Raw genomic sequence first — 23,510 nt, 5'->3', positions numbered from 1 at the left:
TTCAGCAAAGATCACGGAGGACGGATGTCTGGCCGGTGTGCTGCGCGGGTACTGGTGAACCCAGACAGAGGGAGTGAACATGACCGGTGACAGCACATCTGAAAAGAAGGCCGAGGAGCCGGCCGGCGGCAGGCCCGGTCCCGAAGACCACGGCCGCGAGGGCGGCATGGCAACCCGGGAGATCGCGCCCGAGCTGACCGAACCCGACGGGGACGGCGACTAGTCAGCGGCGGCGCCGCAGCCAGACGACCAGACCGATGCCGGCCACCACCGCGAGCAGTGCGCCGACCGGGACGGCGGGCCGACTCAACGCGTTCTGCTTGGCGTCGGCGACCGCCTGTTGGGCGCGTGCTTTGACGTCCAGCTTGTCCGAGAGCGCACCGACCGTTGCGCCGAGTTCACCGCGCGTCTGTTCGATGTCAGCCTGAAGCTCGGCGATGCCGGCGTCGGGCCCGGGCTCGGGCCGCGCGTCAGGTCCTGCTGCCATGGCGTGCCTCCTTGATCTCATCGATGTCGGACTTGACGCTGTCCACGGATTGCGCGGCCGGCGGTGGAACCTGTTCGGCGTGCTTCTTCCCGACCAGCGCCGCGATGCCGGCACCGGCGAACAACACGACTGCGACGATCACCGCCGACAACCACACCGGCAGCGCCAGTGCCAGTGCCGCCACCGCGCCGGCGATCAGCGTCGCCAGGCCGAGTACGGACAGCAGTGCGGCAGCGCCGACCATTCCCGCACCCAGCCCGGCATGCTTGGCCGACTCCTGCATCTCCTTCTGCGCCAACCGCATCTCGTCGCGGACAAGCCGTGACGTCTGCTCGGAGAGTTGACTCACCAACTCCCCCATCGATGGCTCCGTCTTCGAATGCGTCACCGCATCTCACCTCCTGAGCGCCGGCGGGACTTGTCCGTCGGATGCCCACTGCGGAGCTCCGCAAACGCGTCAGTGGGTAGCCGTCCCCCCACGGTCACGACATTCGCCTCTTCTTCCTCGCGCGGTCACCCCTGCAACACCGCATCGGGCGGTGTCACGGCGACCACCCGGTAGCTGACGCCGGCGGGCCACCCGAGATGACCCTGCAGGTACAGCTGGATCCACGTCGGCTCACCGGACGGATCGGCGGCGAAGGTGGCGGCCGCGCGGGTGACGGCACTGACCTCTCCGGACCCACACAGCGCGACGGAAACGCTCAGCCCGGCGCCGGCGAGCGCAGCGCCCGAATACGGCAGGCTGTCGGGCAGGTAGAACGACGCCTCCACGTTCGGCGTCCTGATCCCTTTCGGCGCGTTCGCGGCCCGGCGCAGCAGCATGCCTGCCGCCTCCGGTTTGCCGTCGAACCACACCACCCCGGCGTAGTCGGTGCGGCGCGCCTCGCCACCCCCGGGAAGACGCACCAGGGTGTCGACACGGGGCTGCGGTTCGACCTCGATCAGCGTCATGGCTGCACTCTAGATTCTCGAACTGGCTTCCCACTGAACGTATTCGCCAATCCGGTCCATGGCGGAGTCGGACCTTCCTCGCGGGGCGCTTCATCGGTTTGGGTGGGAGGTGTCGATCTTCGGTGGGCTCACGCGTGCCGTTTCGGTGAGCGGGGTTGCGCTGTTGCGGGTGCGGATCCAGCTTGCGGTAATGGCGATGGTGAGCAGGGCGACGACGACGGCCAAGGAAATGCCCGTGGGGATTTTGTAGATCTCCAGCAGCAGCATCTTGATGCCGACCCAGACCAGGACCAGAGCGAGACCCAATTTGAGATAGATGAAGCGGTGCATCAGGTCGGCGAGAAGGAAGTACATGGCTCGCAGGCCGAGGATGGCAAAGGCGTTGGAGGTGAACACCAGAAACGGTTGCTGGGTGACGGCAAAGATGGCGGGGATGGAGTCCACGGCGAAGACGATGTCGGTGACCTCGACCAGAACGAGTACCGCCAGCAGTGGAGTGGCCACCCAGCGTCCGGCTTGCCGAATGAGGAATTTCTGGCCGTGGTAGGTGTCGGTGACCGGGATGAGGCGGCGAAACAGCCGCAGCACCATGCTGCGCTCGGGATTGATAGTTTCGTTGCGGTGCAGCGCCATTCGGATTCCGGTGGCTACCAGGAATGCGCCGAAGATGTACAGGATCCAGGCGAAGCTGGCGATCAGGACTGAGCCGGCGGCGATGAACACTGCTCGGAATACCAGCGCGCCGAGTACTCCGTAGAACAGCACCCGGTGCTGGTATTCCCGTGGCACCGCGAAGTAGCTGAAGATGATCGCGAAGACGAACACGTTATCGACCGCGAGCGATTTCTCGATGACGTAGCCGGCGTAGTACTGGGCGGCGAACTCCGCCCCCCACATCCACCACACGATGGCCCCGAAGGCCAGCCCGAGGGTAACCCATACCGCTGACCAGGCGGCAGCCTCACGCACAGTCACGACGTGCGCGTCACGGTGGGCGAACAGGTCGATGGCGAGCATGGCCAAGATGACGCCAAGGACCGCAGCCCACGCCCACAACGGAACAACCATGTGCTTTTCCTCCGGTTCGAACGGGTGAACCGGAGGTCTCCCCAACCATCGCACGCTGGTATTGCGAGCGGTGGTGCTCAGACCGGGCAGCCGCAGGGGGCTGCCGTAATGACGATCCGAGCGAGGCGGGTACTCCCCTCCACGGACCAAGAATGACGAACTTCAGTTCGTCTGTCAAGCCGGATGCAGCACACCGTAGGTTTTCGATCCCGGTTCGAGTGCGTTCTGGCGTCACCGAGTTTCCATGCCTTAACGTCGTCGGCATGCGATCCGCTGAACCCTCCGCCGTGAACTCGGCGCTCGACGCCCCGCACGGCACTGCGGGCAGCGGAGCGGCGGCCGGGGGATCGTGGACCTTCCTGAGCAACCACGCCCATGTACTGCTCTGCCTCGCCGACGACCCACACCAAACTCTGCCCAAGATCGCCGCACGTGTCGGAATCACAAGCCGCGCAGTGCAACTGATCGTGTCCGACCTGATCCTCGGCGGCTACCTCACGCGCACGAAAGTCGGCCGCCGCAATCACTACCAAATTAACCCCGACGGGCACCTACGCCACCCGCTGGAGGCTCACCATCGCGTCGCCGACCTCATTTCGGCGCTCGGCCCGACTGCGCGGTCGTAATCGCTTGTCGACCTCACCATGACAACTCCTTGACACGCGAACTGGAGTTCGTCATTCTGGGGTCGAGGGGAGTACCTCATTTCAGCCTGACGTTCGTCAACACGTTCCGGCCATCCGGACCCGGCGCAGGCAGCCCGCTTGATCAGAGTCGCTGACGGGCCGAGGAAGACCTCGTTCTAGAGCGCATCACACCCGCTTAGCCTGGATACACCGATTAGGTAGCGGCGCGGAGTGGGTTGTAACGCCGAAATGCCCTGTCGTGGTGAAAGAATGAGATTTCTCTAAGATCACATTCGGCCACAACGAAGGGCATCTCGTAGATGCAACTATCTCACACCCGGCCCGTAGCCTCAGCAGTCTTCGATGACCCGAATCTGGTGTCGTGCGCCGGGCTGGTCCCGATGGCCGCCTTGGCCGGCCAGTGCGGCCTGGCCGCACTGGCGGATGAGCATCTCAGCGTCCCGACCGACAAGGGCTCCAACAGTGGCGCGAAAGTCGCCTGCCTGGTCGCAGGCATGGTGGCCGGAGCCGACAGCATCGATGACATGGCCTTATTGCGGCACGGGGCGATGGGCACCGTGTTCGACCGCCCGTATGCACCCTCGACCTTGGGGTCGTTCCTGCGCGCATTCACCTTCGGGCATGTCCGCCAACTCGACGCGGTGGCCTCCCGGTTCCTGGCGGGCCTGCATGCCCGCACCCCGCTGCTGGCCGGGATCGACGGCCCGATCCTGGTCGATCTGGACGACACCATCATCGAAGTCCACGGCTATGCCAAACAAGGATCCGGATACGGCTACACCCGGGTCCGCGGGCTCAACGCGTTGATCGCCACGCTCACCACTACCGCCGGTGCGCCGGTGATCACCGGTGCCCGTCTGCGCAAAGGATCGTGCGGCTCACCACGGGGAGCCAAGCGGATCATCGCCGACACCCTGGCCACCGTGAACCGTCTGCGCAGCCCCGAAGCCACCGGCAAGCCGCTGCTGCGAGCCGATTCAGCCTTCTACGGCCATCCCACCGTCGCTGCAGCACTGCGCGGCGGCGCTGAGGTATCGATCACGGTGCGGATGGACACCAAAGTCAAAACCGCGATCGCCCAGATCCCCGACGACGCGTGGACACCGATCGAGTACACCGACGCCATATACGACGAACCCACCAAGCGATGGATCTCCCGCGCCGAGGTCGCCGAGATCGGATTCACCGCGTTCAGTTCCAAGAAAGCCAGCCAGCAGGTGCCCGGCCGGTTGGTGGTGCGCCGCATCCCCGACCTCAACACCACCGGCAGTGACGGGCAGCAGACCTTGTTCGACACCTGGCGCTTCCACGCGTTCTTCACCACCACTGATCTGGACACCGTCACCGCCGACAAGACCCACCGCGGCCACGCCATCATCGAACAGGTTCATGCCGACCTGAAGAACTCCGCCCTGGCTCACCTGCCCTCAGGGAAATTCACCGCCAACGCCGCCTGGCTGGTCATGGCCACCATGGCGTTCAACCTCACCCGCGCCGCCGCGACCCTTACCAGGGGACCGTTGGCCAAAGCCCGCACCGCTACCATCCGCCGAACGCTGATCAGCGTCCCAGCCCGTATCGCGTCCTCAGCCCGCCGGCTGACCCTGCACCTACCACGAGACTGGCCCTGGGAACATGCCTGGAACACCCTGTTCGGCAGCCTGTCTCACCAAAATCGGCCCATCATCGCCTAACCAGGTCCTCTCAACCCATCCCGCGACGCGAAAGACCAACAGGAACAACCCGACAGCGAGGCCGGGCGATCCCTGGTACGCACACCACTGCACACACCAGAATCAAGCCGCACAATCGAACTCATCACCACGCAATCAGCTGATCGGTGGATCGAGGCTTAGGCGGTGTTGAGGCCTTTCCAGACGGGACCTGCCGTGACCATGACCCCATCCGCCCCCCACCGCATCGGCGATACATCAGCTGTCGCAACCGCATTCGGCATCACCGACACCGACCACCTCGTCCCGGTCACTACAGACATGGTGACCGTGCTGCAGTCGATGCGGTCCGATCCGAGCATCTCCATCTTGGCCAGCACCCAGCCCGGCCCCCGCCCGGGGGGCAAGGACATCGCCACGCTGCGATCCCTCGCGAGTCAGGCGCGTCAACGGCTAGCGGTCGAAGGCTGCACGGACGCCGTTGCGCTGCTTGATGCGCTGTCGGCGATGATCACCGAAGCGCTCGGCCAACCCGCTGACCGAGCAATAGCGCTGTTCGTCAACCGCGCTTACAGCTGCTGGGCCACTCTGCCGGTTCCCGTGATTGACCGCTGCGTCATCGATCCCACCTTCGCCACCCGCGACCTGGTGCGCGCCCTCCACCACACCCCACGCCACACCGTGCTCCTGCTGTCCACCGACCAAGCCCGCCTCCTGCACGGACATGGCGCCACCCTCACCCCCTCCCCCGCCGGCGCCTTCCCCATCCACCGACGCGTCACCGGCAAGAACCGGGGCAGCACCGCCGAACGGCCCGACGACTTCTTGCGCCGCGTCGACCGCGCACTGGGCGCCGCGCTGAAGCTCAACCCCACACCGCTCGTGCTGGCCGCCGCCGAACCGACCGCCTCCACCTTTCACAACCTGTCCCGCAACACCGCCCGCCTGGCCGGCACCGTGAAAGGCAACCACCTCACCACCCCCACCGAAGGCCTGGTGGACCTCATCCGCCCGGTGCTGCGTGACTACCTGACATCACGGGGCCAAGAAGCTCTCGGCCACGTGGAGCGTCGCGCCCGCACCGGACGAGTACTGCGCGACATCGACAGTGCCTGGCTGGCCGCCCGCTGGGAACGCCCCGAGATGCTCGCCGTCGAAGAGCAGTACTACTACCCCGCCCGCCTCGACGACACCGGGGACACGCTCATCCCCGCAACCGATGTCGATCACCCCGACGTCATCGACGACGCCGTCGACGAACTCATCGAAACAGTACTCAGCCGCGGCGGCTGGATCGCCCTGGTTGCACCGGGCGAGCTACCGGACAACACCCACTTAGCCCTAACGCTACGCAGTCGCTGATCTGCCCGCTGCGCCGCAGCGGCTGCATCTATCGATCGAGTCCGCCTGCCGGCGCCGAGGCGGACAGGGTTCCCCAGAAGTCCTTGCCGGAACCCGATTCCTGCTCACGCGTGATTCCAGAGCCCACGCTGCTTATCAGCAGCCACTTCTGCACTGCGAAAGGACCATTGCGACCATCCTGTTTGGTCTCAGCTGACCCGCGCCACACCCAGCTCTACTCGGGACGGGTGGGGCCGTACCACTGACAGAACAGCAGTGCGACCTCCACGTCGAGGCGGTCGTCGATGATGGGCCTGCCACGCCGCTCTATGGCACGGGCCACTCTGTACTTGACGGAGTTGGCGTGCATGTTGAGTTCTTCACCGGCGGCTTTGAAACTCGAGCCCGTGCGAAGAAACACACGCAAGGTGCTGCGGAGGCGCTCATCGTTCTCGGTTGGGCTCGCCAGTGGGCCTAGTACCCGGGCGGCCCATTCGGCTGCTGCGTCCATGTCGCCAGCCAACAGTCCGACCATCGCGACGCCGGGATCCGCTGCAGCGACCAGTTGAGAACCGTTGGAGTCCAGGGCAACTGCAACACTGCGGGCGTTGCGCGCCTGCTGGTGGGAACGGCGAAAGCCGTCGAGGCCGGGATGAGGATCACCGACAGCGAGTCGGGGACTGTCCGGACGTGTCGCCACGAACGCACGAAGATCGTCGATCACCGTGTCGACGACGACGCGGGGAAGTGGGATCCACGCCCAGCCTGTCAGGCGGTCGACGGGGATGAACAATGTCTCCCCGGAGGTTCCGACGGAGCGGGCGAAGTCCTGAACGAACCTCTCCATCGCGACGAGTTCGTCACCGCCGGCGATTTCCGTGCGCCAGAGGATAACGGCCACATGAGTACCGTTGAGGGGGTATGCAATTGCCGAGCTCATCGCGTCGGCGTCGACATCACCTCCGGCGAGGATCTCCCTGACGCGTAACGCGCGCAGGTTGTTTCGGTTCGAAAGCCAGCGGTCGTACTCATCTTGATAGGTTTCGACCACCTGCTGGGAGATCCAGTCGATGTAGGTGAAGGTGACGTCGGCGATCTGGCTGTCGACGTCGAGACTCATCTGCAGGTCCAGGTTCAGCTCGCGGATCTGTTCACGTGCCGCGGCGAGCACCGCCTTGTGTCCAAGTCGATAGGCGCGCACCAGCGCGTTCACGGAGACTCCGCGCTGGGCAAGACGTCTCGCGTGTTCAAGGGCAGCGGTCGGCGGCTTGAAGTGTTCGATCGGAATGTCATGACGGATCGCGGAGAAGACCGTCTCGATGTTGGCCTCGACGGTGTCGCGCAGCAGGTCCGCGAGTTCACCGTCCCCGCTCAACTCGCCGACATCGTCAAGAAGCATCCGCTGCACGTTGCGAGTCAGGTCGGCAAGTGTGCCGCTGAGATGGTCGACGACGGTCGCGGCGGCGCGAGCAGTTGCGGCGTCGTAGCCGCGCGACGCTGCCATGTCTCGCACTCTAGTCCTCCTTGTGCGAGCGGCGGAAGCTGACGACTCCGGTGCGGGGGTTACCAACTGCGCCGTATGGAGAGTCCTGCCGAGCTTGGGCAGAGGTAAGTAGTTGCGCAATCGAGGTAGCAACGTTGTTGTGGCCGAGAGGGATTCAGCCCATCCCGGTAGGCGGCCGACGGCGATGCTGCAGGTCGAGGTCCACCAGCCTGGTCTCCTCGCGCCGAGTCGCCGGCATGCTCGGGCTCTAGGCTCTACACCGATTCATCAACCGACGCGAGCCGATCTGTGCGGATCTCAACGATCGGCAGCCGCAATGCCCCCGGCGCCCCCTGGGGGACCACCGGTCTGATCGGCGGGATCGGCGGTCAGGGGGACGTTGAACAGGTGCGATCAAGTCAGCGGCGCACGACCTCTTCCATGACGAAGTCGGCTTTCGCCGCGCCGCAGTCCGGGCAGGTCCAGTCCTCGGGGACGTCCTCCCACCGGGTGCCCGAGGCGATGCCCTCCTGCGGCCAGCCTTTCTCTTCGTCGTACTCGAGCCCGCACTGGATGCAGCGGTAGAGCTTGTAGTCGTTCATTGCGACACTCCCACTGGTTCGAAGTCGACCTTGTCCCGCACCGCGCAGTCGGGGCACGTCCAGTCGTCGGGGATCTTCTCCCAAGCCGTTCCTGCCGGAAAGCCCTCCCGGGCACACCCTTTGGACTCGTCATAGACGTAACCGCAACCGGGGCAACCGTAGGACGCCATCAGGCCGCCGCCCCGTAACGTGCCAGGATCTTGGCGCGCCGACGTGGATTCAGATTCGCCTTGGTGATATCGCCGTGGTAGTGCTCCAACACCCGGTGATCCATGAACTTGCGCCAGAGCGGCGGAAAGTAGGTCAGGGCGATCAACGCACCGTAGCCGGCGGGAAGGGTGGGAGTCCCGTCCATGCTGCGCAGAATCTGATACCGCCGTGTCGGGTTCGCGTGATGATCGCTGTGTCGCTGCAGGTGGTAGAGGAACAGGTTGGTCGCCAGGTGATCGGAGTTCCAACTGTGGTGCGGCGCGCAACGCTCATAGCGCCCGTCGGGCAGCTTTTGGCGGAGTAGTCCGTAGTGCTCCAGGTAGTTGACCGATTCCAACAGCGACGGACCGTAGAGCGCCTGGAACACGATCAGCGGAATCAACGCCGGGCCGAAGATTGCGAGCATCACCGCCCAGAACACCACCGACATCAGCAGAGCGTTTATGACGTCGTTGCCCAGCCAGGTCGTAGGGTTCCACGGGCTCTTGCCCGTGCGGCGGATACGCGCGGCCTCCAGGGCGACTGCGGACTTGGCGCTGCCGATCACGGTGCGCGGCAGGAAAGCCCAGAAGGATTCCCCGAAACGGGCCGATGCCGGATCCTCAGGGGTGGCGACTCGCACGTGGTGGCCGCGGTTGTGCTCGATGTAGAAGTGCCCGTAACACACCTGGGCAAGAGCAATTTTCGACAGCCACCGTTCCAACGAGTCTCTCTTGTGGCCCAGCTCGTGGGCGGTGTTGATCGCCACCCCACCGATGATTCCCACCGAAAACGCCAGTCCGATCTTGCCCAGCCAACCCAGCGACCCTGAGTAACCCAACCAGCTCAGATCCTTCGCGGTGAACAGATAGGCGCTTAAGATGACGCTGGCGTATTGGAACGGAATGTAAGCGTAGACGCAGTACCGGTAGTACTTGTCGAGTTCCAGCTGCTCCATCATCGACTCCGGCGGGTTCTGACCATCGACGCCCAGGCGCATGTCGGCCGCCGGCAGCACCACGTACAGCAGGAACGGCCCGATGAAGAAGAACGCCTGCGACGCGACGTGCCACCCGAGTTGGTTCAAGGCCCATACCACCGGGAGGATCAGGAACAGCATGGTCGGGATGACCAGGCCGAGCATCCACAAGTGGCGTTTCCTGTCTCGCCACCCGACCGCTGCATCGCCCGCTGACGGGTTTTCACCTGAATTCAGCTGAGTCGTCATCGACCACCTCCGGTAAGAGACATCACATTGCGTCAAGGGTGGCCGATCCCACCCCATCGAACAACGTCCCCAGACGCCGGAGTCTCGAGCGCCTTTTGTCTTCCGAGGACAAAGAGAGAGAGCAACGCGGCGAGGATGATGCACCGTGGTGGCCACTTTCGACGCCGCAGCGACGTGTCGAACCAGCCGACGCCAAGAAATCAGCGCGATTCGCGCAGGTTCGATATGCAGTGGTCGAATATGCAGCGATACCAGGATGGATCTATGCCTCGACTTCCTTTGCAGCCCAGGTCATCCGGCTCGAAACGCGTACTGATAGTCAGAATTGTTGCCTACCGCGATGCCGAGTTCGACATCGTTCGACATTCCAATGCCAATCGTCGTATGAACCACGCACCCAGCGGCGGCGGCGGCACCGCTGAGCAGACGGCCCCCACAGCGCTCGTTCATAAGCACCACTAATCCATATGAAGAATCTTTAGCTGTACTGCTTCGACCGGGATCCCTAACGTGAGCCGGGTGAACCCCGCCTACGTCGTCGTCCTCAGCGGCTTCGCCACCACCATGGCGCTCATCGCCGCGATCGGCGCGCAGAACGCGTTCGTGCTGCGCCAGGGCATCCGCGGCGAACACGTGCTGCCCGTCGTCGCGGTCTGCACAGTGTCGGACCTGGTGCTGATCACCGCGGGCATCGCCGGCTTCGGCGCGCTGATCGCCGCCCATCCCGACATCGTGACCGTCACCAAGTTCGGCGGGGCCGCATTCCTGGTCGGCTACGGCCTACTCGCGGCCCGTCGCGCGCTCAAACCCGGTGTGCTCACCCCCGCCGACGCCGCACCGGCTCGCCTGAGCGCGGTGCTGGCCACCTGCCTGGCGATGACGTTCCTCAATCCCCACGTGTATCTCGACACCGTGATCCTGCTGGGCGCGCTGGCCAACGAGCATCAGGACAGCAAGTGGCTGTTCGGCGTCGGCGCGGTCGCCGCGAGCGCGCTCTGGTTCACCGGTCTGGGGTTCGGCGCCAAACGGCTGCGCCACCTGTTCGCGTCGCCGAAGACCTGGCGCCTGCTCGACGGCGTGATCGCGGCGACGATGCTCGCCCTCGGCATCTCGCTGGTCGTGAGCTGAGCCGCAGCCGAAAAGTATCGCCATGTAACGCGAGGCGTTAGCCTCGTCGATGTGACTGTTGTGCAGGTAGTCAAGATCGCGGCCTTGAACGCGCTCCTCGGCGGCGCCGCTCTGGCTGCCGCGACCCACGTCGGCGCCCAGCCGGCCCCCGTGGATCCGGCGCTGCCGCCGGCCCCACCCCTGGTCGCCGCACCCGCCCCCGGCGCTCCAATGCCGGGTGTCCCGGCGCCGGGCATGCACTCGGTCACCGTGACACCGCTGGCCGAGGGCAGCATCCCGCCGCCCGCACCGCCGCCGGTGGGTGCGCCCGCGATCCCGCCGGTGCCGAACGCGAACTTCGGCAACACCGGCCAGTTCGACTTCCTGCGCGAACTGTGGAACATGCGCAACTCGGCGGAGTTCTTCCAGTCGGTCGGCCCCGGCTCGCTGGATCCGGCGACGTGGCAGCCGCCCACCCCGTACGGCACTCCGCCGCCGCCCCCGGCGGTCGCTCCCGGTTCACCCCCGCCGCCGGCGTCGGCGCCGCCACCGGTGTGGCCGCCCGTCCCGGTCCCGGCACAGGTTCCGTAGCACTCGTCACTTCCGTTCTCGTGCCCACCTTGGTGCCCCGGCGCCGGTTCCTGACGATGAGCGCCGGCGCGGCGGCGTTGCTGACCGCCTGCGGCTCCGAGAAGCCCGGTGCGATCGCGAGCGACGGCTCGGTGACGGTGCGCCACGCGTTCGGCGAGACGAAGATCCCGAAAACGCCCACCCGGGTGGTCAGCGCCGGCCTGACCGACGCCGACGACCTACTGGCCCTCGGCGTCGTCCCGATCGCGGTGACCGACTGGTTCGGCGCCGAGCCGTTCGGTGTGTGGCCGTGGGCGCAGCCGCGACTCGGCGGGGCGCAGCCGGTGGTGCTGTCGCTGGCCGACGGAATCCAGGTCGAGCAGATCGCGGGTCTTGCCCCCGACCTGATCGTCGCGACTGATGCCGGCCTCGATCAGGACACCTACACGCGGCTCTCGGAGATCGCGCCGACGATCGCACAGTCGGGTTCCGCGGCGTTCTTCGAGCCGTGGCGCGATCAGGCCGGGGCGATCGGCCAGGCGGTGTTCCGTCATGACGACATGCAGAAGCTGATCGCGGACGTCGACGCGAGGTTCGGCGGCGTCAAGGACAGTCATCCGCAGTTCGCCGGGAAGAAGGCCGTGCTGTTGGCGGGCACGCTGTTCCGCGACAGCGTGCAGGTCAGCGGCCCGTCCTGGCGGCACGAGTTCCTGACCCAGATGGGGTTGACAGTCCTCGAGACCGACGACGCCCTGATCCCGCGCGACGGGATCGCCGAGGTGCTGGGAGCCGCCGACGTGCTGGTCTGGACCACCGAGAGCGACCAAGAGCAGGCCGCGCTGCTGGCCGACCCGGCCATCGCCGGGATTCCGGCGCAGCGCCACGTGTTCACCGGCAAGGAGCTCGCGGGCGCCATCGCCTACGCCTCGACGCTGTCGTATCCGGTGGTCGCCGACCGGCTGCCGTCGATGCTCGCCGCCGCCGTCGGCTGATCTAATGGGCCGGTGACAGACTCCGCCGTCGACCAGGACCAGCACGCCTCATTCGCCCGCGTCGGGTCGGCCTACTATCCGGTCCTCGTCGCGATCTTCACCGCGCTGGTGATCATCTCCAACGTCACCGCGACCAAGGGCGTCGAGTTCGGGCCGATCATCACCGACGGCGGGTTCATCGTGTTCCCACTGACGTACGTGATCGGCGACGTGCTGTCCGAGGTGTACGGGTTCAAGGCCGCCCGGCGCGCCATCTACACCGGCTTCGCGATGAACGCCCTTGCCGCCCTCGCTTTCTGGGCCACCATCTACCTTCCCGCAGCCGACTTCTACCCGAACCAGGAGCACTTCGAGAACGTCGTGCACGCGTACACGGGCCTGATCGTCGCCGGGCTCGCCGGCTTCCTCGTCGGGCAGACCCTCAACGCGTGGTCGCTGGTGCTGATCAAGGAGCGCACCAAGGAGAAGTACCTGTGGGCCCGGCTGATCGGGTCGACGTTCGTCGGGCAGCTGGGCGACACCGTGGTGTTCTGCGCGATCGCCGCAAGCGTCATCGGCATCACGTCGTTCGGCGACTTCCTGACCTACACCGCCCAGGGCTGGCTGTACAAGACCCTGGTCGAGGTCGCGATCCTGCCGGTCACCTACCGCGTGATCGCGTTCATCAAGCACCGCGAGCCGAGCTACCAGCCGCTGACCGTCTGACTCCTTCCCGCCGAAATTGCATTCCGCCAGCGATAGTTCGAGTGGCGACCTGCTGGAATGCAATTTCGGCAGGACGGGATTTTGAGCCTTCGGTAAGGGGGTTCTGGCAAGGCTCACAGAGCTTGGCCGAGGGGCAGATTTCGAAGCTACCCGACGGTAACGTAGCGCTATGAGCGTGACTGCGGATGCAATACACACAGTGCGCACCGGGGGCGTACAGAAGATTCTTGACTACGGCGATCGGGCGCTGCTCCTCGAATTCGACGGCAGCACAGAGGTTCTCGCATGGACCGACGCCATTCGGGCAGCTGATCTGCCGGGCGTGGAAGACGTCGTGCCCGCCGCGCGGACCGCGCTGGTGAAACTGGCGGGCAGCCGCTACCGGGCCCCGACGCGGCAGCGGCTGGCAGCGGTCCGGCCGACCGCGCAGGCCCTGGCCGAATCGACGGCTCCCGACACCCCCGACGCCGTCATCGACGTCGTGTACGACGGCGAGGATCTCGACGAGGTCGCCCGGCTCACCGGGTTGAGCCGCGACGAGGTCATCGCTGCGCACACCGGGCGGTTGTGGCGGGTGGGATTCTGCGGGTTCGCGCCGGGCTTCGCGTACCTGGTCGGTGGGGACGAACGGCTCGCGGTGCCCCGCCGGGCCGAACCGCGCACCAGGGTGCCGGTCGGCTCGGTCGGGCTGGCCGGCGAGTTCAGCGGCATCTACCCGCGCGAGTCCCCCGGCGGCTGGCAGTTGATCGGCCGTACCTCGGCGGTGCTGTGGGACGCCGACCGGGAGAACCCGGCGCTGCTGACGCCGGGAATGTGGGTCCGGTTTCAGACCGCGGACGTGAGGAGCAAAACAAGCACCGCGGACGCGAGGAGCAAAACAGATGAGGCGGACGCGAGGAGCAAAACAGGTGAAGCGGACGTGAGGGAGGCGGCGTCATGAGCACCGTGACGTTGGAGATCCTGCAACCCGGGCCGCTCGCCCTCGTCGAGGACCTCGGCCGTCCCGGCTTGTCCCACCTCGGCGTGACCCGTTCCGGTGCAGCCGACCGGCGCGCACACACGCTGGCCAACCGTCTGGTCGCCAATCCCGACGACCGGGCGACGGTTGAGGTCACGATGGGCGGGTTCACCGCACGTGTGCACGGCGGCAACGGTGAAGGAGTCGCTATCGCCGTGACCGGTGCCGACGCTGACCCGGCCGTCGACGGAGTTCCCTTCGGCAGCAACAGCATTCACTACGCCCACGACGGCGAGGTGATCTCGCTCGGCTCACCCCGTTCGGGGTTGCGCTCGTATCTGGCGGTCCGCGGCGGCATCGACGTCGAGCCCGTCCTCGGGTCCCGCAGCTACGACGTGATGGCGGCGGTGGGCCCGCTGCCGCTGAAGCGTGGTGACGTGCTGACCGTCGGCGCGCACACCGACGACTTCCCCGAACTCGACCAGGCGCCGGTCGCGGCGATCGCCGACGACGTCCTCGAGCTGCGGGTGGTGCCGGGTCCGCGCGACGACTGGTTCGTCGACCCCGATGTGCTCGTCCGCACCAACTGGCAGGTCACCAACCGCAGCGACCGCGTCGGCATGCGACTGGTCGGCATGCCGCTGGACTACCGGTGGCCGGATCGGCAGCTGCCCAGCGAGGGCGCCACCCGCGGCGCCATCCAGATCCCGCCCAACGGCTTCCCGGTCATCCTCGGTCCCGACCATCCCGTCACCGGCGGCTACCCGGTGATCGGCGTGGTCGTCGACGAGGACATCGACAAGGTAGCGCAGGCACGGGGCGGGCAGACCGTGCGCTTGCACTGGTCGCGGCCCCGCCGCCCGTTTGAGGACGACGGCCGAGCCGTCCATTAGGCGACGCCGGCCGAGCCGTCGCTGGTAGAACCACAGGTGTGCGCGCACGCCTGGTCCATACCTCCGATCTCGACGACGAGACCCGCGAGGACGCCCGCCGGATGGTCATCGATGCGTTCGACGGCGACTTCGCCGACGAGGACTGGGAGCACGCGCTCGGCGGTATGCATGCGCTGATCTCGCAACGCGGCGAGGTGATCGGGCACGCGGCCGTCGTGCAGCGCCGCCTCTACGTCGGCGACCGGGCACTGCGGTGCGGCTACGTCGAAGGCCTGGCCGTCCGGGAGGACCGTCGCGGAAGGGGCCTGGGCCACGCGCTGATGGACGGTGTGGAGCAAGTGGTGCGCGGTGCCTACCACCTGGGCGCGCTGAGCACGACCGCGCTCGGCAAGCCTTTGTACACGGTGCGCGGCTGGCTGCCGTGGCGCGGCCCGACCTCGGTGCTGGCCCCGGACGGCCCGGCCCGCACACCCGGGGACGACGGCGCGTTGTACGTGCTGCCGGGGGACCTGCCACCGTCGATGGTGCTGGATCCCGACGCTCCGATCGCGTGCGACTGGCGCAACGGCGACCTCTGGTGACCTCACAGGGGCACCCGGTCCGCGGTGAACGGAATTTCACGCTCTGAGCGGGGGCGACACGGCTGCGCAACGGCCGGTTAATCACACCGAAACACGGCCTGAATAGACAGGTGGCATGAGTGAGCCGGACTGGGCGCCGCTCACCGGATTCCGGGTTGCGGTGACCTCCGCGCGGCGCGCCGACGAATTGAGCGCGCTGCTGCGGCGCCGTGGTGCGACTGTGACGAGCGCCGCCGCGATCGAGATGGTGCCGCTGCCCGACGACGACGAATTGCGTCAGCACACCCGCGCGCTGATCGAAACCCCGCCCGACATCGTCATCGCGACCACCGGCATCGGCTTCCGCGGCTGGGTCGCCGCCGCTGATGGCTGGGGTATGGCCACCGAGCTCACCACCGCGTTGAGCAACGCCCGCATCGTGTCGCGCGGACCGAAGGCGACGGGAGCCCTACGCGCGGCGGGACTGCCCGAGGAGTGGTCGCCGGAATCGGAATCCTCCCGCGAACTGCTGCACTACCTGCTTGAGGGCGGCATCGCCGGCGCACGCATCGCGGTGCAGCTGCACGGGGCGACCGCCGAATGGGACCCCTTCCCCGAGTTCCTCGACGAGTTGCGCGCCGCGGGTGCCGAAGTGGTGCCTATCCGCGTGTACCGCTGGCACCCGGCACCGCGCAACGGTGAGTTCGACCAGTTGGTGGCCGGCATCGCGGAGCAGAAGTTCGACGCGGTCAGTTTCACCTCGGCACCCGCGGTGGCGTCGGTGTTGCTGCGCGCCACCGAGATGGGCCTGGAGGCCGAGGTGCTCTCGGCGCTGCGCACCGGCGTGCACGCGATGTGCGTCGGCCCCGTCACCGCCCGTCCGCTGGTGCGGCTAGGGGTGCCGACCTCGGCGCCGGAGCGAATGCGGTTGGGCGCGTTGGCACGTCACATCACCGACGAACTGCCGCTGCTGCAGGCACGTACCGTGCGGGTGGCCGGGCACCTGTTAGAGATCCGCGGCACCTGCGTGCTGGTCGACGGCGCGGTCAAGGCGCTCTCGCCGGCGGCGATGGCGACGATCCGGGCGCTGGCACTGCGACCGGGCGCGGTGGTCTCGCGAGTCGACCTGCTGCGCGCGCTGCCGGGCAGCAGCACCGACACCCACGCCGTCGAGACGGCCGTGCTGCGCCTGCGAACGGCGCTGGGAGACAAGAAGATGGTGTCGACGGTGGTCAAGCGCGGCTACCGATTGCCGGTCGACGAGGTGGTCGCGTCATGAACCTGGTCCTGGTCGCGCACGGCACCCGCAAGCAGAGCGGGGTCGCGTTGATCGCCGACCTTGCCGCGCAGGTGTCGGCGACACTGGAGCGCCCGGTGCGCGTGGCGTTCGTCGACGTGCTGGGCCCCACGCCGGCCGAGGTGCTCGGCACCTTCCGGCGCGAGCCGACCGTGCTGGTGCCCGCGTTTCTCGCCAGCGGCTATCACGTCCGCGTCGACATCCCGGCTCACATCGCGACAAGTGGTCACGGCGATGTCGTCGTCACCCGGGCGCTCGGGCCCGATCCCGCACTGATCCGGGTGCTGGTCGACCGTCTTGTCGAGTCGGGTTGGCGAACCGATGATTCGGTGATCCTGGCCGCGGCGGGCACATCCGACCGGCGGGCGATGCGCGATCTGCACACCACCGCCACGTGGCTGTCGGCCACGCTCGGCACGCGGGTGGAACTGGCCTTCGCTGCCACCGGGGAACCTCGGATCGCCGACGCGGTGACCGCACTGCGGCGGCCCGGCGGACGGGTGGCGGTCGCCTCATACCTGTTGTCCGACGGGTTGTTTCAGGACCGGCTCCGCGCGAGCGGGGCCGATGTGGTGACCGATCCGCTGGGCACCCATCCCGGCATCACTCGGTTGATCGCCAACCGTTTCCGGCGGGCAGGGTTCGACTCCGAGTGCGCGCCTGCCTTAACGCAATTTCGGCGATGAGTGTCAGGGGTGCGGAGTCGACGACGGCGGCAGCGCCGCCACCAGCGGGGTGTCGGCCCCGACCCGGCCCAGCTTCGACGCACCGCCCGGATCGCCGAGCGGCGCGTCGCGGCCGGGAAGCGTCGAGGTGAAGAATGCGGCGTTGTCCTCCAGGAACGCCAGCTCCTCGTCGGGCAGGTCGGTCTCGTAGTAGATCGCATCGACCCGGCACGCGATGCGGCACGCCCCGCAGTCCACGCACTCGTTCGGGTTGATGTACATCGCGCGATCGCCCTCGTAGCGGCAGTCGGCCGGGCACTCCTGCACGCACGACTTGTCGACGATGTCCACACACGCGCTACCGATCACGTAGGTCATGCCGTCGAGGTTAGAAAACCGGAGCGGGCAGGACAGGGGCCGAAAGTCCCTACTTCATCACGACGAGATTGCGATCTGCGCGGCCAAAAGCGCGAAAAGGCCGCGTGGAATGCGATTTCGCGGGATACAGGCACGCCGGGATCAGGAGCCGATCTGGACGTCCCCGTCGGGGGTGATCCTCGTCTCGTACACCGGCAGACAGTGGTCGGGGTCATCGAGGCAGCTGCCGTCGTCGAACGCGAACGCCTGCTTCTTGATCGGCGACTGCACCACCGCCCGGCCCGCCCGGTCGCCCACGATGCCGCGCGACATCACCGCCGCGCCGCAGAACGGGTCGATGTTGCCGATGGCGTGCAGGGTCCCGTCGTCCAGGCGGAACAGCGCGGCTTGAGCGCCGCCGGGCAGCAGCACACCGACGCCGCGGTTCGGGATCAGGAAGTCGTACCGGCAGGCCGTGGTCCAGACCTGAACATCGTTGAGCAGAGTCATCTTCGGGCTACCTTCCCACCTTCGGCATACCAATGTGTGTTGTGCTCGGCGCCGGAACCATGCGGCCGGCGTTCTCTATGAACGCGACCGTGGGGTCAGGCACGTCGGGGGCGTTGACGAACGACACGAACCGCGCCAGCTTGTCGGGATCCTCCAGCACGCCTTTCCATTCGCACGCGTAACCCGAGACGTGGCGGGCGATCGCATCCTCGAACTCGGCGGCCAGACCCAGCGAGTCGTCGCAGATCACCTCTCGCAGATGCTCCAGACCTTTCTCCTCGACCCAGGGTGCGGTGCGTTGCAGACGATCCGCGGTGCGGATGTAGAACATCAGGAAACGGTCGATGTAGCGGATCAGCGTCTCGTCGTCGAGGTCGCCGGCCAGCAGTTCGGCATGCCGCGGTGTCATTCCGCCGTTGCCGCCGACATACAGGTTCCAGCCGGTCTCGGTGGCGATGACGCCGACGTCCTTGCCGCGGGCCTCCGCGCATTCGCGCGCGCACCCGGACACGCCCATCTTGATCTTGTGCGGGGCGCGCAGCCCGCGGTAGCGCAGTTCCAGGTTGATCGCCATCTGCACCGAATCCTGTTGGCCGTAGCGGCACCAGTCGCTGCCGACGCAGCTCTTCACGGTGCGTAACGATTTGCCATAGGCGTGACCGGATTCCATGCCCCCGTCGACGAGCCGGCGCCAGATCTCGGGCAGCTGGTCGACGCGCGCGCCGAACATGTCGATGCGCTGGCCGCCGGTGATCTTGGTGTACAACCCGAAATCCCTTGCGATCTCCCCGATCAGGATCAGGTGTTCGGGGGTGATGTCACCGCCGGGCACCCGCGGCACCACTGAATAGCTGCCGTTGCGCTGGATGTTGGCCAGGAAATGGTCGTTCGAGTCCTGCAGGGAGGCCTGTTCGCCGTCGAGGATGTGGTCCGAACTGGTCGAGGCCAGGATCGACGCGACCGTGGGTTTGCAGATGTCGCAGCCCCTGCCGGTGCCGAACCTCTCGATCAGCCCCGAGAAGGTGCGGATCTCGGTGGCGCTGATGAGCTCGAACATCTCGGCACGCGATTGAGAGAAGTGCTCGCACAACGACTTCGACTGCTCGACGCCCTCGGCCTCGAGGAGCTGCTTGAGCAGCGGTACGCACGACCCGCACGAGGTGCCGGCCAGTGTGCACTTCTTCAGCGCGGGCACGTCGCAGCAGCCGGACGCGATCGCCTCCGTGAGGTCGCCCTTGGTGACGTTGTTGCACGAACAGATCTGGGCGCCGTCGGGCAGGGCTCCGACGCCGAGCCCGCCGCCGTCGGTCCCCGACGGGGCGATCAGCGCCAGCGGCGCGCCGGGCAGGGGTTCGCCCACCATCGGCCGCAGCAGCCCGTAGGAGGAGGCGTCACCGACCAGGATGCCGCCGAGCAGGGTTTTCGCGTCGTCGGAGAGCACGAGTTTGGCGTAGGTCTGGTTCACCGCGTCGTTGACCACCACGTCGAGGCAGTCCGGCGTGGTGCCCATCGCATCGCCGAAGCTGGCGACGTCGACACCGAGCAGTTTGAGCTTGGTCGACATGTCGGCCTCGGGGAACTCCGCCCCGCCGCCCAGCAGCCGGTCGGCGACCACTTCGGCACTGGTGTACCCGGGCCCGACCAACCCGTAGCAGCGGCCCTCGATCGCGGCCACCTCGCCGATCGCGTAGATCGCGGGATCGCTGGTGGCACAGGTCACGTCGGTCAGCACGCCGCCGCGGTCGGCGATCGCCAGGCCGGCCTCGCGCGCGAGCTCGTCCCGCGGCCGGACCCCGGCGGCGAACACCACGACGCGGGCGTCGATGGCCGTCCCGTCGCTGAGCATCACCCGCACGGAATCGTCCTCTTCACTGCGCCGCAGCGGCCGGTTGCGCTGCGCGGGCCTGATGGACTCGGTGCCCACGTCGGTGTGCACGGTGATGCCGAGGTCGGCGATCATCCGGCCCAGCAGCGCCCCGCCGGCCTCGTCGAGCTGCTGGGACATCAGCCGCGACGAGCGCTCCACCACGTGTGCCTGTAACCCGAAGCCGCGCAACGCATTCGCTGCCTCCAGCCCCAACAGGCCACCGCCGATCACGACTCCGACCGGCGCGCCGTTGCTTTCGCGGGTGCGCACGGCGTCGGCGTAGATGGCGTCGAGGTCGTCGAGGGTCCGGTAGACGTGGCAGGACGGCAGATCGCGTCCGGGGATCGGCGGCACGAACGCGTAGGAACCGGTGGCCAGCACCAGCGCGTCGTAGTGGACTCGGGTGCCGTCAGCGGTGGTGACGGTCCTTTCCGTGCGGTCGATTCCTGTCACCCGGTGACCCAGCCGGACGTCGACGAGGTCGTCGCCGGAGTAGTCGTTGCCCGGCAGCGCCAGCCGGGCACGCTCCCAGTGCTCTGTGTAGCCGGTCAGCCCGACCCGGTCGTAGGCCGCGTCGAGTTCCTCGGCCAGCACGGTCACCCGCCACGCGTTCGCGGTGTCGCGCGACCGCAGCGCCTCGACGAACCGGTGGCCGACCATGCCGTGACCGACGACCACGACGTGCGAAGTAGAGCTCATGACGGCCACGGTAGGGAGCCGATATTGCCACCGTGTCGCCTCGTGTGAAGCGTCCGTCACGGGGTGCTCACGTCGGCGCCGCGAACCTTGTGAGCCGGTTCGCCGGGGCCCACAAGGACCCCGCCGGTACTGTGCTGTCTCCATGACCACCCCGCTGGCCGTCGACACCGCTCTGACCGTGCTCGCCGCCGGGCTGATCTTCCTGTGGGCACTGGTGCTGGGCATCTGGAAGTACCGGCAGATGGCCACCAGCCCCGACCACCTGGCCCACCCGTACGTCGACATCGCCCACCGCGCGGCGCTGCTGTACGCGTTCGCGACGATGCTGCTGGCGGTGTTCGTCGAACTCAGCGCTTGGCCGACGTGGGTCAACCTGGCCTCGGCGGCGGTGGTGGTCGCGTTCTTCGTGCTCGCGATAGCCACCTACGTGATGCACGGGATGCGGCGCGACACCACCAACCAATTCGAACGCGTCGACACCACCGTGCGGGTGGCGATGGCCGCGCTGATCGTCGGCGAGATCGGCGGCACGGCCGTGCTGGTCGCGGGCTTCGTTGCCGCCCAGTTCTTTTAAGAACTTCAGATGCCGCCCGATCAGACCCAGCGGGCCAGGATCTCCTTGGACCGCTCGGCCAGCGCCGCCTGCCAGAACGGACCGAAGCTGATCCGCGCCACCCCCAGCGGCCCGTAGGACGCCGGGTCGGACCGATCCGGGCTCGCAATCGCGTTCACCGGCAGCGGCAGCTCCGAAGTCAACCGCCTCATCACCTCCGGCGGATGCACCCCGACCGGGTACAGCACGTCGGCCCCCGCGGCGGCGGCCTCCGTGAGCCGCGCGATCGCGCGGTCCACCCGGTCGGACTCGTCGCCGTCCTGGCGCAGGAACAGGTCGGTGCGGGCATTCACCACGACACGCACCCCGGCGGCGTCCGCGGCCGCCCGCAGCGCCCCGACCAGTTCGGCGTGCTCTCGCGACGACCGCAACCGCCCGCCGTCGCTGTGCACGGTGTCCTCGATGTTCAGCCCCACCGCTCCGACCGACAGCAGCCCGTCGATCAGCCGGGCCGGCTCCTCGGCGTAGCCGGACTCGATGTCGACCGACACCGGGACGTCGACCGCGGCGGTGATCTGCGCGACCCGGGTCAGCAGGTCGTCGAACGTCATGCCCTCGTTGTCGGCCTTGCCGACCGAATCGGCGACCGGATGGCTGCCCACGGTCAGCGCCGCGAAGCCGGCGCCGGTGGCCAGCCGCGCCGACCAGGCGTCCCACACCGTCGGCAGCACCACCGGGTTGCCCGGCTGATGCAGCGCGAGCAACGCATCCGCCCGGGTCTTCAACTCGTCAACGGTCACGACTTCTCCTCATTAGTGATCTGTCTCACGCTTTGCATCGGTGATTTAGCTAGCATCGGTTGCGTACTGTGATCCATGACACCCTTCAGCCCAAGGAGGTCGCTTGTCCACCACCAGCACCACCACCGAACTCGCCCAGCTCCACGATCTGATCGGGAGCCTCCGGCGTTGCGTCACGTCGCTGGCTTCGCGATACGGGGACAGCCCAGCCACCCGTCGCATTGTCAATGACGCCGAGCGCATTCTCAACGACATCGACCGGTTGGACATCGACGCCGAGGAACTGGAACTCGCCCGCGGGGTCAGCCGGCACCATCACGTCGCCGAGCGGATCCCGATCCCGGACACGCAGTACGACACCGATTTCTGGCGTGGTGTCGACGACGAGGGCCTCGGCGGAACCCACTGAGCCTCGCGTGCCGCCTTCGGGCGGCACGCGCGTCGGGACACAACTTCATCGAAAGGTAACCGTGAGCGCACCCACCGCCGACCGCAGAGCGACCGGCGTCTTCTCGCCTGGCCGTGCCCAGATTCCGCAGCGCACGCTTCGGACCGACCGGTGGTGGATGTCGCCGCTGATCGTGAACCTGGGCTTCGCCGCGTTCATCATCTACGCGACGGTGCGGGCGTTCATGCAGAGGTGGTACTACGTCGAGGAGTACGGATACCTCACGCCGTTCTACTCGCCGTGTGTGTCGACCGGCTGCATCCCGGAGGCCAGCCACTTCGGCCAGTTCCTGCCCGACTGGCCGATCCTGCCGTACGCGGCGCTGTCCCTGCCGTTCCTGCTGCTGTTCCGGCTCACGTGTTACTACTACCGCGGCGCCTACTACCGGTCGGTGTGGCAGTCGCCGACGGCGTGCGCGGTGGCCGAGCCGCATGCCAAGTACACCGGCGAAACGCGCATGCCCCTGATCATCCAGAACACCCACCGCTACTTCTTCTACATCGCCGCGATCATCTCGGTGATCAACACCTACGACGCGATCATCGCGTTCCACAAGCCCGGCGGCGGTTTCGGTTTCGGTCTGGGCAACCTCGTGCTGCTGATCAACGTGATTCTGCTCTGGACCTACACGTTGTCGTGCCACTCCTGCCGGCACATCGCGGGCGGCCGTCTCAAGCACTTCTCCAAACATCCGGTGCGGTACTGGATGTGGACGCAGATCAGCAGGCTCAACGTCCGGCACAAGACGTACGCGTGGATCACGCTGGGCACGCTGATGTTCACGGACTTCTACGTCATGGCCGTCTCCGCGGGATGGTTCCCCGACCCCAGATTCATCGGCTGACAACTTAATTCGG

The 23,510-nt window shown here is 67.1% G+C and carries 28 protein-coding genes; 16 read left to right on the top strand and 12 right to left on the bottom strand.

The window, feature by feature from the left end; all coding sequences use genetic code 11:
* The first annotated feature begins 79 nt into the window (after positions 1 to 79).
* Positions 80 to 223, top strand: a complete 144-nt coding sequence (locus tag KXD97_RS09075; protein WP_222878208.1) for a hypothetical protein — start codon at positions 80 to 82, stop codon at positions 221 to 223.
* On the opposite strand, the gene KXD97_RS09070 is transcribed toward KXD97_RS09075, so the two are convergent.
* From KXD97_RS09070 to KXD97_RS09055, 4 genes are all read right to left on the bottom strand, one after another.
* The gene (locus tag KXD97_RS09070; RefSeq protein ID WP_222878209.1) at positions 224 to 487 is read right to left on the bottom strand and encodes a DUF3618 domain-containing protein; all 264 of its coding nucleotides are present in this window, start codon (positions 485 to 487) and stop codon (positions 224 to 226) included. It lies immediately after the preceding gene.
* Entirely contained in the window at positions 471 to 848 is a 378-nt protein-coding gene (locus tag KXD97_RS09065; protein ID WP_260756390.1) for a phage holin family protein, read from the bottom strand. The genes KXD97_RS09070 and KXD97_RS09065 overlap by 17 nt, the downstream gene beginning before the upstream one ends.
* 152 nt (positions 849 to 1,000) lie before the next feature.
* The gene (locus tag KXD97_RS09060) at positions 1,001 to 1,441 is read right to left on the bottom strand and encodes a hypothetical protein (RefSeq protein WP_222878211.1); all 441 of its coding nucleotides are present in this window, start codon (positions 1,439 to 1,441) and stop codon (positions 1,001 to 1,003) included.
* Positions 1,442 to 1,531: 90 nt separating this feature from the next.
* Positions 1,532 to 2,509 (bottom strand): TerC family protein, encoded by a 978-nt coding sequence (locus KXD97_RS09055; RefSeq protein ID WP_222878212.1) that lies wholly within the window; start codon positions 2,507 to 2,509, stop codon positions 1,532 to 1,534.
* Positions 2,510 to 2,772: 263 nt separating this feature from the next.
* Here KXD97_RS09055 and KXD97_RS09050 point away from each other — a divergent pair, with 263 nt between their 5' ends.
* From KXD97_RS09050 to KXD97_RS09040, 3 genes are all read left to right on the top strand, one after another.
* Complete coding sequence (locus KXD97_RS09050) at positions 2,773 to 3,135, top strand: AsnC family transcriptional regulator (protein ID WP_235733793.1); 363 nt, start codon at positions 2,773 to 2,775, stop codon at positions 3,133 to 3,135.
* 320 nt (positions 3,136 to 3,455) lie between these two features.
* Complete coding sequence (locus KXD97_RS09045) at positions 3,456 to 4,850, top strand: IS1380 family transposase (RefSeq protein ID WP_260752496.1); 1,395 nt, start codon at positions 3,456 to 3,458, stop codon at positions 4,848 to 4,850.
* A 201-nt stretch (positions 4,851 to 5,051) separates the two neighbouring features.
* Positions 5,052 to 6,191 carry a hypothetical protein gene (locus tag KXD97_RS09040; protein WP_222878213.1) on the top strand — a complete coding sequence of 380 codons (1,140 nt, stop codon included), beginning with the start codon at positions 5,052 to 5,054 and terminating at the stop codon, positions 6,189 to 6,191.
* 214 nt (positions 6,192 to 6,405) lie between these two features.
* Here KXD97_RS09040 and KXD97_RS09035 read toward each other — a convergent pair whose 3' ends face one another.
* The 4 genes from KXD97_RS09035 to KXD97_RS09020 all read right to left on the bottom strand — a co-directional run bounded on the left by KXD97_RS09035 (position 6,406) and on the right by KXD97_RS09020 (position 9,672).
* Positions 6,406 to 7,674 (bottom strand): CdaR family transcriptional regulator, encoded by a 1,269-nt coding sequence (locus KXD97_RS09035; protein ID WP_222882356.1) that lies wholly within the window; start codon positions 7,672 to 7,674, stop codon positions 6,406 to 6,408.
* Positions 7,675 to 8,072: 398 nt separating this feature from the next.
* Positions 8,073 to 8,255 (bottom strand): rubredoxin, encoded by a 183-nt coding sequence (locus KXD97_RS09030; protein WP_222878214.1) that lies wholly within the window; start codon positions 8,253 to 8,255, stop codon positions 8,073 to 8,075.
* Complete coding sequence (locus KXD97_RS09025; protein WP_222878215.1) at positions 8,252 to 8,425, bottom strand: rubredoxin; 174 nt, start codon at positions 8,423 to 8,425, stop codon at positions 8,252 to 8,254. Before KXD97_RS09025 ends, KXD97_RS09030 begins: the two co-directional genes overlap by 4 nt.
* Entirely contained in the window at positions 8,425 to 9,672 is a 1,248-nt protein-coding gene (locus tag KXD97_RS09020) for an alkane 1-monooxygenase (RefSeq protein ID WP_222878216.1), read from the bottom strand. Before KXD97_RS09020 ends, KXD97_RS09025 begins: the two co-directional genes overlap by 1 nt.
* A 519-nt stretch (positions 9,673 to 10,191) precedes the next feature.
* Between KXD97_RS09020 and lysE the strand changes: the two genes are divergently transcribed.
* The 9 genes from lysE to KXD97_RS08975 all read left to right on the top strand — a co-directional run bounded on the left by lysE (position 10,192) and on the right by KXD97_RS08975 (position 17,440).
* Positions 10,192 to 10,800 (top strand): L-lysine exporter, encoded by a 609-nt coding sequence (gene lysE / locus KXD97_RS09015; RefSeq protein WP_222882365.1) that lies wholly within the window; start codon positions 10,192 to 10,194, stop codon positions 10,798 to 10,800.
* 51 nt (positions 10,801 to 10,851) lie between these two features.
* Positions 10,852 to 11,370, top strand: coding sequence for a hypothetical protein (locus KXD97_RS09010; protein ID WP_260756387.1), 519 nt, complete (start codon positions 10,852 to 10,854; stop codon positions 11,368 to 11,370).
* A 20-nt stretch (positions 11,371 to 11,390) separates the two neighbouring features.
* A complete protein-coding gene (locus KXD97_RS09005) occupies positions 11,391 to 12,341 on the top strand; it encodes an ABC transporter substrate-binding protein (RefSeq protein ID WP_222880218.1) in 951 nt (316 codons plus the stop codon).
* 12 nt (positions 12,342 to 12,353) lie between these two features.
* Positions 12,354 to 13,046 carry a queuosine precursor transporter gene (locus tag KXD97_RS09000; protein WP_222880217.1) on the top strand — a complete coding sequence of 231 codons (693 nt, stop codon included), beginning with the start codon at positions 12,354 to 12,356 and terminating at the stop codon, positions 13,044 to 13,046.
* A gap of 169 nt (positions 13,047 to 13,215) precedes the next feature.
* Complete coding sequence (locus tag KXD97_RS08995) at positions 13,216 to 13,986, top strand: allophanate hydrolase subunit 1 (protein WP_260756386.1); 771 nt, start codon at positions 13,216 to 13,218, stop codon at positions 13,984 to 13,986.
* Positions 13,983 to 14,897 carry a 5-oxoprolinase/urea amidolyase family protein gene (locus tag KXD97_RS08990; protein WP_260756385.1) on the top strand — a complete coding sequence of 305 codons (915 nt, stop codon included), beginning with the start codon at positions 13,983 to 13,985 and terminating at the stop codon, positions 14,895 to 14,897. Before KXD97_RS08995 ends, KXD97_RS08990 begins: the two co-directional genes overlap by 4 nt.
* A gap of 38 nt (positions 14,898 to 14,935) precedes the next feature.
* On the top strand, positions 14,936 to 15,478 hold the full coding sequence (locus tag KXD97_RS08985; protein WP_260756384.1) for a GNAT family N-acetyltransferase: 543 nt from the start codon (positions 14,936 to 14,938) through the stop codon (positions 15,476 to 15,478).
* Between the two features lie 115 nt (positions 15,479 to 15,593).
* The gene (locus KXD97_RS08980; RefSeq protein ID WP_260756383.1) at positions 15,594 to 16,736 is read left to right on the top strand and encodes a uroporphyrinogen-III synthase; all 1,143 of its coding nucleotides are present in this window, start codon (positions 15,594 to 15,596) and stop codon (positions 16,734 to 16,736) included.
* Positions 16,733 to 17,440, top strand: a complete 708-nt coding sequence (locus KXD97_RS08975; protein ID WP_260756382.1) for a sirohydrochlorin chelatase — start codon at positions 16,733 to 16,735, stop codon at positions 17,438 to 17,440. The genes KXD97_RS08980 and KXD97_RS08975 overlap by 4 nt, the downstream gene beginning before the upstream one ends.
* Positions 17,441 to 17,443: 3 nt before the next feature.
* On the opposite strand, the gene fdxA is transcribed toward KXD97_RS08975, so the two are convergent.
* From fdxA to nirB, 3 genes are all read right to left on the bottom strand, one after another.
* Entirely contained in the window at positions 17,444 to 17,797 is a 354-nt protein-coding gene (gene fdxA, locus KXD97_RS08970; RefSeq protein WP_260756381.1) for a ferredoxin, read from the bottom strand.
* Positions 17,798 to 17,938: 141 nt separating this feature from the next.
* Positions 17,939 to 18,286, bottom strand: a complete 348-nt coding sequence (gene nirD / locus KXD97_RS08965) for a nitrite reductase small subunit NirD (protein ID WP_260756379.1) — start codon at positions 18,284 to 18,286, stop codon at positions 17,939 to 17,941.
* 7 nt (positions 18,287 to 18,293) lie between these two features.
* Positions 18,294 to 20,852 (bottom strand): nitrite reductase large subunit NirB, encoded by a 2,559-nt coding sequence (gene nirB, locus KXD97_RS08960; protein ID WP_260756378.1) that lies wholly within the window; start codon positions 20,850 to 20,852, stop codon positions 18,294 to 18,296.
* A 142-nt stretch (positions 20,853 to 20,994) separates the two neighbouring features.
* Between nirB and KXD97_RS08955 the strand changes: the two genes are divergently transcribed.
* The gene (locus KXD97_RS08955) at positions 20,995 to 21,426 is read left to right on the top strand and encodes a hypothetical protein (RefSeq protein ID WP_260756377.1); all 432 of its coding nucleotides are present in this window, start codon (positions 20,995 to 20,997) and stop codon (positions 21,424 to 21,426) included.
* Between the two features lie 20 nt (positions 21,427 to 21,446).
* Here KXD97_RS08955 and KXD97_RS08950 read toward each other — a convergent pair whose 3' ends face one another.
* Complete coding sequence (locus tag KXD97_RS08950; protein WP_260756376.1) at positions 21,447 to 22,205, bottom strand: isocitrate lyase/phosphoenolpyruvate mutase family protein; 759 nt, start codon at positions 22,203 to 22,205, stop codon at positions 21,447 to 21,449.
* A gap of 103 nt (positions 22,206 to 22,308) precedes the next feature.
* On the opposite strand from KXD97_RS08950, the gene KXD97_RS08945 reads away from it, so the two are divergent.
* On the top strand, positions 22,309 to 22,614 hold the full coding sequence (locus KXD97_RS08945; protein WP_260756375.1) for a hypothetical protein: 306 nt from the start codon (positions 22,309 to 22,311) through the stop codon (positions 22,612 to 22,614).
* A gap of 61 nt (positions 22,615 to 22,675) precedes the next feature.
* Positions 22,676 to 23,497, top strand: coding sequence for a hypothetical protein (locus tag KXD97_RS08940; protein ID WP_260756374.1), 822 nt, complete (start codon positions 22,676 to 22,678; stop codon positions 23,495 to 23,497).
* Positions 23,498 to 23,510 lie beyond the last annotated feature (13 nt).

Origin of the sequence: Mycobacterium sp. SMC-8, from assembly GCF_025263565.1 — a bacterium.
Taxonomy (GTDB): Bacteria; Actinomycetota; Actinomycetes; order Mycobacteriales; family Mycobacteriaceae; genus Mycobacterium.
This window is presented reverse-complemented; position numbering and strand designations above follow the sequence as displayed.